The 12,781-nt window shown below is 65.6% G+C and carries 9 protein-coding genes; 5 read left to right on the plus strand and 4 right to left on the minus strand.

Features of this window, described 5'->3' with window-relative positions; genetic code table 11:
* Position 1 precedes the first annotated feature (1 nt).
* From QA609_RS16625 to QA609_RS16635, 3 genes are all read right to left on the minus strand, one after another.
* A complete protein-coding gene (locus QA609_RS16625) occupies positions 2 to 1,234 on the minus strand; it encodes a hypothetical protein (protein ID WP_278303728.1) in 1,233 nt (410 codons plus the stop codon).
* Between the two features lie 60 nt (positions 1,235 to 1,294).
* Positions 1,295 to 1,741 carry a UPF0179 family protein gene (locus QA609_RS16630; protein ID WP_278303729.1) on the minus strand — a complete coding sequence of 149 codons (447 nt, stop codon included), beginning with the start codon at positions 1,739 to 1,741 and terminating at the stop codon, positions 1,295 to 1,297.
* A gap of 533 nt (positions 1,742 to 2,274) precedes the next feature.
* Entirely contained in the window at positions 2,275 to 2,685 is a 411-nt protein-coding gene (locus tag QA609_RS16635) for a DUF5820 family protein (RefSeq protein ID WP_278303730.1), read from the minus strand.
* Between the two features lie 554 nt (positions 2,686 to 3,239).
* Between QA609_RS16635 and QA609_RS16640 the strand changes: the two genes are divergently transcribed.
* From QA609_RS16640 to QA609_RS16660, 5 genes are all read left to right on the plus strand, one after another.
* On the plus strand, positions 3,240 to 5,312 hold the full coding sequence (locus QA609_RS16640; protein ID WP_278303731.1) for a serine protein kinase PrkA: 2,073 nt from the start codon (positions 3,240 to 3,242) through the stop codon (positions 5,310 to 5,312).
* Between the two features lies 1 nt (position 5,313).
* Positions 5,314 to 7,599 carry a kinase anchor protein gene (locus QA609_RS16645; RefSeq protein WP_278303732.1) on the plus strand — a complete coding sequence of 762 codons (2,286 nt, stop codon included), beginning with the start codon at positions 5,314 to 5,316 and terminating at the stop codon, positions 7,597 to 7,599.
* Entirely contained in the window at positions 7,590 to 8,924 is a 1,335-nt protein-coding gene (locus QA609_RS16650; protein WP_278303733.1) for a YeaH/YhbH family protein, read from the plus strand. The genes QA609_RS16645 and QA609_RS16650 overlap by 10 nt, the downstream gene beginning before the upstream one ends.
* On the plus strand, positions 8,917 to 10,944 hold the full coding sequence (locus QA609_RS16655; protein WP_278303734.1) for a SpoVR family protein: 2,028 nt from the start codon (positions 8,917 to 8,919) through the stop codon (positions 10,942 to 10,944). The genes QA609_RS16650 and QA609_RS16655 overlap by 8 nt, the downstream gene beginning before the upstream one ends.
* Before the next feature lie 65 nt (positions 10,945 to 11,009).
* A complete protein-coding gene (locus QA609_RS16660) occupies positions 11,010 to 12,023 on the plus strand; it encodes a HEAT repeat domain-containing protein (RefSeq protein ID WP_278303735.1) in 1,014 nt (337 codons plus the stop codon).
* Here the strand turns inward: QA609_RS16660 and QA609_RS16665 are convergent.
* Entirely contained in the window at positions 12,020 to 12,688 is a 669-nt protein-coding gene (locus QA609_RS16665; protein ID WP_278303736.1) for a glycerophosphodiester phosphodiesterase, read from the minus strand. The two genes, QA609_RS16660 and QA609_RS16665, sit on opposite strands and share 4 nt — an antisense overlap.
* Between the last annotated feature and the right edge of the window lie 93 nt (positions 12,689 to 12,781).

The raw sequence follows: 12,781 nt of genomic DNA on the forward strand, positions 1-12,781 counted from the left end.
ATCACTTCGCCACGAGCGCCAGCGTCTCCGGGATCGCGTCGGCGAACACTGCCGCCTCCCGGTAGTACAGCCACGCCGGTTCGACGGCCGCGTTCCACTCGTCGTCCGATAGCTCGTGCACATCCGCCCGGAGCGTCTCGAGTTCGTCGTCACCCTCCTCGACGATCCTCGACGCGGTAGCGAGCAACCGCACCCCGAGGGAGTCGTCCCCGTGTTCCTCGAGCACCCGCGAGATCGCGTCGATCGCGGCCTCCTTTCGGTCGACGACTGCACCGGCGTCGACGGTCCAGCCGGTCTCGTCTCGATCCTCGCGACCGGGAACCTCCTCGAGCGCGTCGAGACTCCGAGCGTGCGTGTGCCGTCGACTCGCTCGACGAACTGCGAGCGCGGGATAGCCGTCTTCCAGCGTCCGGGTCGTCGATCGGGACATCTCGCGGATTGCATCGACGTCGGACGCCCGCGTCGGCGTCCCGTCTCGCTCCCACGAGACGGCCGCCAGTAGCTCGTCGGTTGCCTCCCGGAGCCGTTCGTGAGTCGTCTCGAGTTCCGGTTCGTACTCCGTCCCGTCGTCGCGGTTCGCGAGAAATCGCTCCGCGTCGACCCGGCTGGCCTCGGCGTAGCCGACGAACCGCCAGGCGCGAGGGTACGCTGTCCGACCGTAAAACGGCGGTTCGGGCGATTCGACTCGCCTCGTCGCGTCGGCGTGTCGTTCGTCGATCGCCGCGGTCCCGACGACGGTTTCCGTGAGCGAGTCTCCGCGATACTCGTACTCGAGACTCGCGAGTCGCTCTCGCTCGTCCTCGAGTCGATCCTCGAGCGCCCCCGGATCCCCGCCGGATTCGCGCTCGTAGCGCTCCGACGCCGTGGTGTGGTAGGCGACGCCGAGCATGTACCGATACGTCTCGAGTGCCGATCGTCGCTCCGCGTGCGTCACGTTCTCGAGGGCGGACGGCGGGAGCTCTCGGTAGTCGGTCCGGTGGGTTTCGAGGGACTCGCCTCGCACGGCTTCCGCCTCGTCGACCGCATCCTCGACGCGGGCGAAGCGTGCCTCGAGGTGCTCGAGGGAGACGGGAGGTCCCGGATCGACGGCCGGCGGTTCGGTGTCGAGCGCGCGCTCGATCGGTTCCAGATCGGATCGCCCCCGAAGCCGGCGGCGGTGCCGATAGCCGAGGCTGCCGGCGCCAGCGAGACCGACGGCACAGCCGAGAAGGACGGTCCGCCTGCTGGGCGACATACCGCCTCGCTAGAACCGTTCGAATATAGGTCTTGTCAGCTAATGAATCAGTTCTGCTGCTCAGTCGTTCGTTTCGAGTTCGACCAGCTGGAGCGAGCGATCGAGGTGACAGACGTCGTGTGGCGGGTCGCCGACGATTTTCCGGATGCGGTACTCCTCGTCGAACGCGACGCCGTCGGGTTCGCAGTACTCGTGGCTCGGACACTCGACGTACGGACAGGGACCCTGGAGGCTCGCCTTGCTGCCGGCGAAAGCACCCTTCGTAGTAATGTTCGCCCGAACGGGGACGGGTTCGACCTCGACCGCGCGGACGCCGCCGTCGTGCATGGCACACTCGAGAGTCTGGGCGTTCTCGCGGACGGAGGTGACGCGGTACTTCGTGTCGGGCGAGAGGTTGAGACACTGGCTGCGGTACGGACAGCCCGCACAGCCGTCGGCCTCGCCCTCGTAGACGAACTCGGTTCCCGGCTCGGCCAGGCGGGAGCCGATGAGCGTGACGGTCGACATACGGATCGGTAGTCGCGGACGGCGGTTAAGCCTCACGTCCCGCGGTCCGGAAGTGATCGAGACGGGAGAACCGTGTATCAGTCGCCGGACCGAACTCGGGTCGTCGTCTTCCTGCGGCGGCGTGCGCTGTCGACCGCTCGAGCAGAGCGAGGTGCGAGCCCGCGAGCACCGCGAAAAGCGAGCGGCGACCGGAGGAAGCCGCGAGCACAAGCGAGGGCGGTCGACGACACTGTGCGAGGTCTTCGTGAACGGCGTGAACGAAGGCCTGTCAGAGCGCGCTCCGACAGTGGACGAGTGAGAGCAACGCGACCGAGCGAATCGGTTGGGGAGGGCGTGGCGACCCCGTGTGTTCGTGCGAGCGGGACTACTCTCGTCGTCACTACCACGAAAGCCCCTGGCGCGTTGAGCGGACGAAGCGTCCGCTCAACGCGCCAGCCCCTTCAGTCCCGCCCAGCGGTGGCCAGTCAGGGCTGTAGACTCGAGGCCGAACGTTCCATCCGACCCCGCTGCATACCGATCCGACGAACCCCGATTCACGACTCCGGCGGGTCCGAGCCGGTGAGTTCGTCGAGCCGATCGAAGTACCGTTCGCGGGGCACCTGGTACAGCCCCCGGTAGTCGATCTCGCCGTCGTCGAACTGTCGGGCGAGTTCGATCGCGCGCTCGAGCCCCTCCGCGCGGGTCTCGAAGCGGTTCGTCTCGTTCAGCGAGACGTCGGGCTCGAGGTAGAAGGTGACGAACCAGTCCTGCTCGAGCGTTCGGTCGGTGGGGTTGGTCCCGGGTCTGCGCGTTCGTTTCCCGTGAGTCAGGTACAGCGTCGGGAGACAGGCCGCGGGAAACTCCTCGCCGTCGAAGACGTCCGGTCGGTACGCGAGGACGAGCCGTCCGTCGTCCTCGGCCGACCAGACCTCCCAGGCCCCGGGGAGGGACTCGAGGTCGCTCATAGCCGGTCGTAGGCGCGGCCGTCCTAAATGAGCGTCGTCCGTCGATCGTCCGCTTCGGCGACGTATTTAACCGCCCGAACGCCGCGCACCGACCGTCCCGTGCGTTGCAAGCAGTCGAGTTATACCGACGAACGGTTATCGTGGTATGTAAACTCTACCCATTCATATATATTTCAGGCCCTGTAGTATGAAAACATGTACTGGTAAATACCTTTTGGGGCTAACTTTAAGTAGATGGATTACTCACTCATTAAATACTATCGGTATCCGTTCGCCGGACCGATCCACTTTGCGCCCGTCCCCGGCGCAACCGTCGACCGAGCCCGGTACCCCGGCTCTCGGCGACGGAAGTGGTACTCGATCACACATGGCACGACACGATGCCGCCCGCGCCGGTTCGCGCGCTCCGCGAGCGGTTCGCGGCGCACGTCGAACGTGGCGTCCGTGTCGAGCCGTCCGAAACGGCGGATCGCGACGGTCCGGCCGCGCGACGGGTCAGGCCGGTCGAGCGACGTTCCGATACAACGGGGGAGACCGAAACTGGCAATGATACCATGAACGGTGACATCGAGACGCTCGAGAAACTCAGTACGGATTACAAGGAATCGATGCCCGCTGACCTGCGGGAGACCAAGTCCTTCGACTGGTACTTAGAGGAGTGTTACGAGGACCCGAAGATCACCCGCAACGCCCACCAGCGGGTGGCAGACATGTTCGACTACTACGGCACCAGCTACGACGAGACCGAGGGAGTCGTCGAGTACGAACTCGCCTCCGAGGACCCGCTGGGCGACGGCGAGAACACTTTCTACGGGAGGGTGATCCACCAGTCGATCCACGAGTTCGTCAACAAGGTGAAATCGGGTGCTCGAAGGCTCGGCCCCGAGCGGCGGATCAAGCTCCTGCTCGGGCCGGTGGGGTCGGGGAAGTCCCACTTCGACAAGCAGGTCCGGAAGTACTTCGAGGACTACACCCTCCGCGAGGAGGGGCGGATGTACACGTTCCGCTGGACGAACCTCTGTGACGTCATCCAGGACCAGGATCCGGCCGACGACGTCGTCCGCTCGCCGATGAACCAGGATCCGCTCGTCCTCCTGCCTCTGGAGCAGCGCCAGCGGGTGATCGACGACCTGAACGAGGTCCTTGATGCACCGTACACCATCCAGAACGAGCAGGCGCTGGACCCCGAGAGCGAGTTCTACATGGACAGGCTGCTCGCCTACTACGAGGACGACCTCCAGCAGGTCCTCGAGAACCACGTCGAGATCATCCGGTTGGTCGCCGACGAGAACAAGCGTCAGTGCCTCGAGACGTTCGAACCCAAGGACAAGAAGAACCAGGACGAGACCGAACTCACGGGTGACGTCAACTACTCGAAGATCGCCATCTACGGCGAGAGCGACCCGCGCGCGTTCGACTACTCCGGGGCGTTCTGTAACGCCAATCGCGGGGTGTTCTCCGGCGAGGAGCTGCTGAAGCTCCAGCGGGAGTTCCTCTACGACTTCCTGCACGCCACCCAGGAACAGACGATCAAACCCAAGAGCAACCCGCGGATCGACATCGACCAGGTGATCGTCGGGCGGACGAACATGCCCGAGTACAAGGACAAGAAGGGCGACGAGAAGATGGAGGCGTTCAACGACCGCACCAAGCGGATCGACTTCCCCTACGTTCTCAGCTACGAGGACGAGTCGCTCATCTACGACAAGATGCTGAACAACGCCGACGTCCCCGACATCAACGTCGAGCCCCACACCCTCGAGATGGCGGGGCTGTTCGGCGTGCTCACCCGGATCGAGGAGCCCGACACCGAGACCGTCGACCTGCTCTCGAAGGCCAAGGCGTACAACGGCGAGATCGACGAGGGCGACGATATCGACACGAAGAAGCTCCGCGAAGAGGCCGCCGAGAAGGCCGAGATCGGCGAGGGGATGGTCGGCGTCTCGCCGCGTTTCATCGGCGACGAGATCGCCGAGGCGATCATGGACTCGAAACACCGCTCCCGTGGGTTCCTCTCGCCGCTGACGGTGTTCAACTTCTTCGAGGAGAACTTAGAGCACCACGGCTCCATCCCGGAGGACAACTTCGAGAAGTACTACCGCTACCTCGAGACGGTCCGCGAGGAGTACCGCGAGCGGGCCATCGAGGACGTTCGCCACGCGCTGGCGTACGACATCGACGAGATCCAGCGCCAGGGCGAGAAGTACATGGACCACGTGATGGCCTACATCGACGACGACACGATCGAGGACGAGCTCACGGGCCGCGAGCAAGAGCCCGACGAGACGTTCCTGCGGTCGGTCGAGGAGAAACTCGACATCCCCGAGGACCGCAAGGAGTCGTTCCGCCAGGAGGTCTCGAACTGGGTCTCCCGCCGGGCCCGCGAGGGCGAGGCGTTCAACCCCCAGGACAACGAACGGCTGCGCCGCGCCTTAGAGCGAAAGCTCTGGGAGGACAAGAAGCACAACATCAACTTCTCCGCCCTCGTGAGCGCCAACGAGTTCGACGACGACGAGCGCTCGTCGTGGATCGACGCGCTGATCGAACAGGGGTACTCCGAGGAGGGAGCCAAGGAAGTGCTCGAGTTCGCCGGCGCGGAGGTCGCCAAAGCAGAGATGGAAGACTAACATGACCGAACGCGACTACGTCAGCGAGGCCGACCGCACCTTAGAGGAGACGTACGAAGAGCCGATGAGCCTCGCGAACTACGTCGACCGGGTGTTCGAGAACCCGACGATCGCCTCCCACGCCTCGAAGTACCTGCTCGAGGCGATCGAAGCGGCCGGCACCCGCACCGTCGTCGAGGAGGGCGAGGAGAAGGAGCGCTACCGCTTCTTCGACGATCCGCACAACGACGGCGAGCACGCGATCCTGGGCAACACCGAGGTGCTCAACCGGTTCGTCGACGACCTCAGGTCGATCGCCGCGGGCCGGGCGAAAGACGAGAAGATCATCTGGTTCGAGGGGCCCACGGCGACGGGCAAGTCCGAACTCAAGCGCTGTCTGGTCAACGGGCTGCGCGAGTACTCGAAGACGCCCGAGGGACGCCGGTACACCGTCGAGTGGAACATCACGACGGCCGACGTCGAGGAACGAGGGCTGAGCTACGGTGCCGATCCGACGACCGTCGACGACGCCCACTGGTACCAGAGTCCGGTGCAGGCCCACCCACTGTCGGTGTTCCCCGACGCGGTTCGGGAGGAGCTACTCGAGGAGGTAAACGACGACCTCGAGGACCACGTTCCGGTTCGGGTCGACGCCGCGCTGGACCCCTTCTCCCGGGAGGCGTACGGCTATCTCGAGGAACACTACCGCCGCGAGGGGAAGGAGGCGCTGTTCTCGGCGATCGCCGACGACCAGCACCTCCGCGTAAAGAACTACGTGGTCGACATCGGCCAGGGCGTCGGTGTCCTGCACAGCGAGGACGACGGCCGACCCAAGGAACGGCTCGTCGGCTCGTGGATGCACGGAATGCTCCAGGAGCTGGACTCGCGGGGCCGAAAGAACCCGCAGGCGTTTAGCTACGACGGCGTCCTCTCGCAGGGCAACGGCGTCCTCTCGATCGTCGAGGACGCGGCCCAGCACGCCGACCTGCTCCAGAAGCTGTTGAACGTTCCCGACGAGCAGTCGGTGAAACTCGACCAGGGGATCGGGATGGATATCGATACGCAGATGCTGATCATCTCGAACCCCGACCTCGAGGCACAGCTGAATCAGCACTCCGACCGCAACGGGATGGACCCGTTGAAGGCGCTCAAGCGCCGCCTCGACCGCCACCAGTTCGGCTACCTGACGAACCTGAGCCTCGAGACCGAACTCATCCGCCGGGAGCTGACGAACGAGACGTCGGTCTGGGAGGCCGACCACTACCTCGATCTGGCCGATCGGATCCGCGAGCCAGTGACGGTGACGGTCAAGGATCGGGACGGCGAGCCGAGCCGCCAGGAGTTCGCCCCCCACGCGCTCGAGGCCGCGGCGCTGTACGCTGTCGTCACCCGCCTCGATCAGGAGGACCTGCCCAACGGACTGGATCTCGTCGACAAGGCGATGATCTACGATCAGGGCTACCTCCAGGAGGGCGACAACCGCCGCGAAAAGGACGAGTTCGACTTCGACGGCGACGGCCGAGACGGCGACGGCGGGATCCCCGTTACCTACACCAGGGATACCCTCGCCGAGTTGCTCCAGACCGATCGGGATCGCCACCACTCGGAGCTGGCGGTCGAGAACGTCGTCATGCCACGGGACGTGCTGAACGCGATGGCCGAAGGGCTCTCGGACGCACCCGTGTTCTCGACGGGCGAGCGCTCCGAGTTCGAGAACCGGGTCGTCCCCGTGAAGAACTACGTCTTCGACCAGCAGGAAAGCGACGTCATCGAGGCGATCATGCACGAGAAACGCGTCGACGAGGAGACCGTCGCCGAGTACGTCGAACACGTCTACGCCTGGGAGACCGACGAGCCGCTGTACAACGACCGCGGCGAGCGCGCCGAGCCCGACCCGCTGAAGATGAAGCTGTTCGAGGTCGAACACCTCGGACGCTTCTCGGAGGCCGAGTACGAGGGCAACCTCCCCAGGGAGAGCGTTCGGAACTTCCGCCGCGAGAAGGTCATCACGTCGTTGAACCGCCACGCGTGGGAACACCGCGACGAGGACTTCTCGGTCCAGGACGTCGACCTCACTGCGATCCCGGTTATCAAGTCCGTTCTCGAGAGCCACGACTGGGACGACGTCGAGCGAACCTTCGAGGACTTCGACCCTCGCCAGTGGGACGACCCGCCCGGCGGCACGGAGACCGAGACCGTCAAGGAACGGACGATCGGGACGATGGTCGAGCAGTTCGACTACTCTCCCGCGTCGGCCGAACTGACCAGCAGACACGTCATGGGACAGGTGTGTTACAGATGGGACTGAGAGACGACCTCGAGCGATTCCGCGAGGTGGGCGAACAGCGCCGCGAGGATCTGGCCGACTTCATCAAGTACGGCGACCTCGGCGGGGGCCGGCCCGATCAGATCCAGATCCCCGTCAAGATCGTCTCCTTGCCGGAGTTCGAGTACGACCAGCGCGACCAGGGCGGCGTCGGCCAGGGTGACGGCGACACCCCGGACGTCGGCCAGCCCGTCGGTCAGCCCCAGCCCCAGCCGGGCGACGGCGACGACGACGGCGACGGCGACGAACCCGGCGAGGAGGGCGGCGACCACGAGTACTACGAGATGGACCCCGAGGAGTTCGCCCAGGAACTCGACGAGGAGCTGGGACTCGACCTCGAGCCGAAGGGCAAGAAGGTCGTCGAGGAGAAAGAGGGTCCCTTCACCGACCTGACTCGAACCGGGCCGGACAGCACGCTCGACTTCGAGCGGATGTTCAAGGAGGGGCTCAAGCGCAAGCTCGCGATGGACTTCGACGAGGAGTTCCTGCGGGAGGTCTGCAAGGTCGAGGGCTTCGGCCCGCGAGACGTCTTCGAGTGGGCCCGCGGCGAGAGCATTCCGGTGTCGATGGCCTGGATCGAGGACGCCTACGACGACGTTCCGCCCGAGGAACGCGGTGCGTGGGCCTCGATCGAGGAGCTCGAGGACAACGTCGAACGCCAGAGCGTCCAGCAGAAGATTCGCCGCGAGGGGATCAAACACGTCCCGTTCCGCCGGGAGGACGAGCGCTACCGCCACCCCGAGATCATCGAGGAGAAAGAGAAGAACGTCGTCGTGGTCAACATCCGGGACGTCTCGGGCTCGATGCGCGAGAAGAAACGCGAGCTCGTCGAGCGCACGTTCACGCCGCTGGACTGGTATCTGACCGGGAAGTACGACAACGCCGAGTTCGTCTACATCGCCCACGACGCCGAGGCCTGGGCGGTCGAGCGCGAGGAGTTCTTCGGCATTCGTAGCGGCGGCGGGACGAAGATCTCGAGCGCCTACGAGCTCGCCGACGAGTTGCTCGAGGAGTACCCCTGGAGCGACTGGAACCGCTACGTGTTCGCCGCGGGCGACTCGGAGAACTCCTCGAACGACACCGAGGAGCGGGTGATCCCGCTGATGGAGTCGATTCCGGCGAACCTCCACGCCTACGTGGAGACCCAGCCCAGCGGCAACGCGATCAACGCCACCCACGCCGAGGAGCTCGAGCGCCACTTCGGGCGCGACGCCGAGGACGTCGCGGTGGCCTACGTCAACGGTGCCGACGACGTGACCGACGCGATCTACGACATCCTCAGCACGGAAGGTGATACCGATGAGTAACTCGAACTCCAACGCCGACAGGTTCCGCAAACAGGCGATCGCGACCGATCTCGAGGAACCGGTCCGGGAGGCGCGCAACCTCGCCCGGAAGCTGGGCCTCGATCCGTACCCGGTCAAGTACTGGATCGTCGACTACGACGAGATGAACGAGCTCATCGCCTACGGGGGCTTCCAGTCGCGGTACCCCCACTGGCGGTGGGGAATGCAGTACGACCGCCAGCAGAAACAGGGCCAGTACGGCGGCGGGAAGGCCTTCGAGATCGTCAACAACGACAACCCGGCCCACGCGTTCCTCCAGGAGTCGAACACGCTGGCCGACCAGAAGGCCGTCATCACCCACGTCGAGGCCCACTCCGACTTCTTCGCGAAAAACGAGTGGTTCGGCCTGTTCACCAGCGGCCAGTCCGACGAGGGGCAGGTCAACGCCGCCGCGATGCTCGAGCGCCACGCCCGCGCGATCGACGAGTACATGTCCGACCCCGAGATCGACCGCGCGGAGGTCGAGAAGTGGATCGACCACTGTCTCAGCCTCGAGGACAATATCGATCAACACCAGGTGTTCAGCCGGCGCCTGGAGATCGACGGTCCCGCCGAGGAGATCGACGAGGACCTGGCGGCGAAACTCGACGAGCTGGGGCTCTCCGAGGAGATCAAGGGCGAGGTGTTCGACGACGAGTGGCTCGAGAAACTCGAGGGCGAGGACGGTCCGGTCAACTTCCCCGAGGAACCCCAGAAGGACGTGCTGTCGTTCGTCCGCGAACACGGCAAACAGTACGACGACGACGCGGGTCGAGCCGTCGAGATGGAGCCCTGGCAGCGCGACGTCCTCGACATGATGCGTGCGGAGGCGTACTACTTCGCCGCCCAGAAGATGACGAAGGTGATGAACGAGGGGTGGGCCGCCTACTGGGAGTCGACGATGATGACCGACGAGCGTTTCGCCGGCGACGACGAGTTCCTCAACTACGCCGATCACATGGCGAAGGTCCTGGCGTCGGGCGGTCTCAACCCCTACAGTCTCGGGATGGAACTGTGGGAGTACGTCGAGAACACCACCAACCGCCGCGAGGTTCTCGAACGGCTGCTGCGCGTCGAGGGCATCTCCTGGCGCAACCTGACCGACGTCGTCGACTTCGACGCGGTGCTCGAGACCCTCGAGCCCCCGGACGCGCTCGCGAGCGTCGACGTCGCCGGGCTCGACGAACTCGCCGAGCTGCCCGACGAGTGGGTCGACCGCGAGGCCCTCGAGTGTGCCCGTGACGGCGAGATCGATCTCGAGCGCTACCCCTGGAAGGTCCTCACCTACGAGGGGCTGGCCCGCCGACACTACTCGCTCGTCAAACGCCAGCACCGCGGCTTCCTCTCCCGCGTGAACCAGAACGAGCTCGAGCGGATCGGCCGGTACCTCTTCGACGACGAGCGCTACGCCTCGGTCGAGGAGGCCCTCGCCGACGTCGAGTTCGCCGCGGGCTGGGATCGGATGTACGACGTCCGGGAGAGCCACAACGACGTCACCTTCCTCGACGAGTTTCTCACCCAGGAGTTCATCACGGAGAACAACTACTTCACCTACGAACACTCCCAGGCGACGGGGCAGTTCCACGTCGCCAGCGACGCCGCCGAGGACGTCAAGAAGAAGCTCCTGTTGCAGTTCACCAACTTCGGGAAGCCCACGATCGCGGTGTACGACGGCAACTACAACAACGCCAACGAGCTCCTGTTGGGCCACCAGTACAACGGCGTCATGCTCGATCTGGGCCAGGCCCGCGAGACGCTGAAACGGATCTTCGAGCTCTGGGGGCGGCCGGTGAACCTGCTGACGATCGTCAAGGAGGTCGACGAACACGACATCGAGGTCGCAAAGCGGCGCAACCGCGAGCCAGAGCCCGAGGAGCGGGGTAAGCTCATCCGCTACGACGGCACCGAGGTGACGACCGAGAGCGTTTCCTGGGAGGAGGTCGACCACCTCGCGGCCGACGACGTCGACTACGATACCAAGCCCGAGGAGTGGCTTGCCTAGCTGGCTCTCTCGAGTAGCGGACAGTCGTAACGCTTTTATTGATTTTCAGACATAGGGTAGACGAGATGGACTGGGATGGGGGCCAAACGGTCGAGCAGCAACAGCGATCCGAGTCGGTAGAGCTACCGGTAGTACTCGCCGAACTCGACGCGACTGATTCGACGACCAGGCAGGAGGCCGTCCGGACCGTCCGCGACGGGGTCGAGAGCGAGCCCGGAACGTACGTGCCGACGGTTCCGAAGCTCCGCGAACTCCTTCAGAAACCGGCGTTCGAACTCCGGGAGGCGGTCGCCTACTCCCTGGCGGAGCTTGCGGTCGAAGCCCCCTCCGACGTCGCCCCGTCGGCCGACACGCTCGTCGCGGTCGCGGCTGAGAACCCGGACACGGCAGCGACGGGAGAGCTGCTCCGGTGTCTCGCCGCGGTGGCTGCCGAACGTCCGACCGCGCTCGCGGATCACGTCCCTACGATCGTCGACGTCACCGAGGGTCGGGACGGCGACGAGTGGGGAATCCGGACGCTGGCACACGTCTCCCGGGCACGGCCGGAAGCCCTCGAGCCCGCCCTCGGGCTGCTGACCGAGACGCTGGCGTCGGCACCGGGCGACGACGCCGTCCCGGCGCTGTCCGTGCTCGGTCGGCTCGCCCGCTCGGAGACGGAGCTCTCCTCGCTCGCGTTCGTCGAGCACGCCATCGACCTCCTCGACTGTGACGACGGGGAGCTCCGGCGCAACGCGATCGGCTGTCTGGCCGACGTCGCCCACCGCCGACCCGAGGCCGTCGAGCCGGCCCGTTCGCAGGTCCGAGCAGCCCTCGAGAGCGACGATCCCAAAACGCGGGCCAACGCCGCGGTGACGATCGGACGCGTCGCCGCCGCCGACCCGTCCGTCGTCGAGCCGGTACGCTCGCGGCTGGTCGAGTTGCTCGAGGACGACCACCAGTACGTTCGGGCCAACGCCTGCATCGCGCTCGGCCACGGGAACGTCACCGAGGCCCGCGACCGACTCTCGACGCTCGCGACCGGGGACCCGGAACCGTCGGTCCGCGACCGAGCGGCGTGGGCCTGCGGAGAGCTCTCCTAGTACCCTTCGAGCTGAATCGGTCGATCCGCCGAGATACAGTCGACTCCACACAGTCCGAGTAGCCGCGCCGTCGTCCACCGCTCGATCGCCCAGGCGTGGATCTCGAGGTCGACCCGCTTGGCCCGTTCGACGAGTCGCGTCGTCAGACACCGCCAGTAGTTCGCGCCGATGACGTCGCAGTCGAGTTCGACCGCCGTCGTCACCGGGGTCTCGAGCCGGCGACTGACGAGCAGTCCGGTCGGCTGCTCGCGATCGAGTTCCCGTATCGCGCGTAGCTCGGGCAGCAGGAAGGAGGTGACGACGACCCGGTTCTCGACCCCCTCGAGGGCATCGAGGACGTCCGCGGCGATCCCCTCGGCTTTCATCTCGAGGTTGATCTCGAGGTGGTCGGGGACGGCCGCGAGCATCTCCTCGAGGGTCGGGATCCGTTCCCCGGAGTCGAGCACCGACAGCGAGCGCAGTTCCTCGAGCGGGGTATCGACGACTGCTCCCTCGACACCCGTGACGCGGTCGGTCGTCTCGTCGTGGACGACGACGAGTTCACCCGACCCGCAGCGCCGAACGTCGAACTCGACCGCGTCGGCGTGTGCCGCCGCGGACTGGACCGCAGCGATCGTGTTCTCCGGTGCCGTCGCGGCGAAACCCCGGTGGGCGATCAGACGCATTCGAGTGAGGGGTCGGCCGCGGATGATAAATAGACGGCGGATGCCCGCGTCCAAGGACATGGTCCGGACGCCGATCGATTCACGGAACCGAAC

The organism is Natronococcus sp. A-GB7 (assembly GCF_029688865.1).
Classification (GTDB): Archaea; Halobacteriota; Halobacteria; order Halobacteriales; family Natrialbaceae; genus Natronococcus.

Excerpts from the sequence above, each read along its gene's own strand:
- QA609_RS16650 (WP_278303733.1), top strand. The coding sequence starts at position 7,590 with ATGGGACTGAGAGACGACCTCGAGCGATTCCGCGAGGTGGGCGAACAG.
- QA609_RS16625 (WP_278303728.1), bottom strand. The coding sequence starts at position 1,234 with ATGTCGCCCAGCAGGCGGACCGTCCTTCTCGGCTGTGCCGTCGGTCTC.
- QA609_RS16640 (WP_278303731.1), top strand. The coding sequence starts at position 3,240 with ATGAACGGTGACATCGAGACGCTCGAGAAACTCAGTACGGATTACAAG.
- QA609_RS16660 (WP_278303735.1), top strand. The coding sequence starts at position 11,010 with ATGGACTGGGATGGGGGCCAAACGGTCGAGCAGCAACAGCGATCCGAG.
- QA609_RS16645 (WP_278303732.1), top strand. The coding sequence starts at position 5,314 with ATGACCGAACGCGACTACGTCAGCGAGGCCGACCGCACCTTAGAGGAG.
- QA609_RS16635 (WP_278303730.1), bottom strand. The coding sequence starts at position 2,685 with ATGAGCGACCTCGAGTCCCTCCCCGGGGCCTGGGAGGTCTGGTCGGCC.
- QA609_RS16665 (WP_278303736.1), bottom strand. The coding sequence starts at position 12,688 with ATGCGTCTGATCGCCCACCGGGGTTTCGCCGCGACGGCACCGGAGAAC.
- QA609_RS16630 (WP_278303729.1), bottom strand. The coding sequence starts at position 1,741 with ATGTCGACCGTCACGCTCATCGGCTCCCGCCTGGCCGAGCCGGGAACC.
- QA609_RS16655 (WP_278303734.1), top strand. The coding sequence starts at position 8,917 with ATGAGTAACTCGAACTCCAACGCCGACAGGTTCCGCAAACAGGCGATC.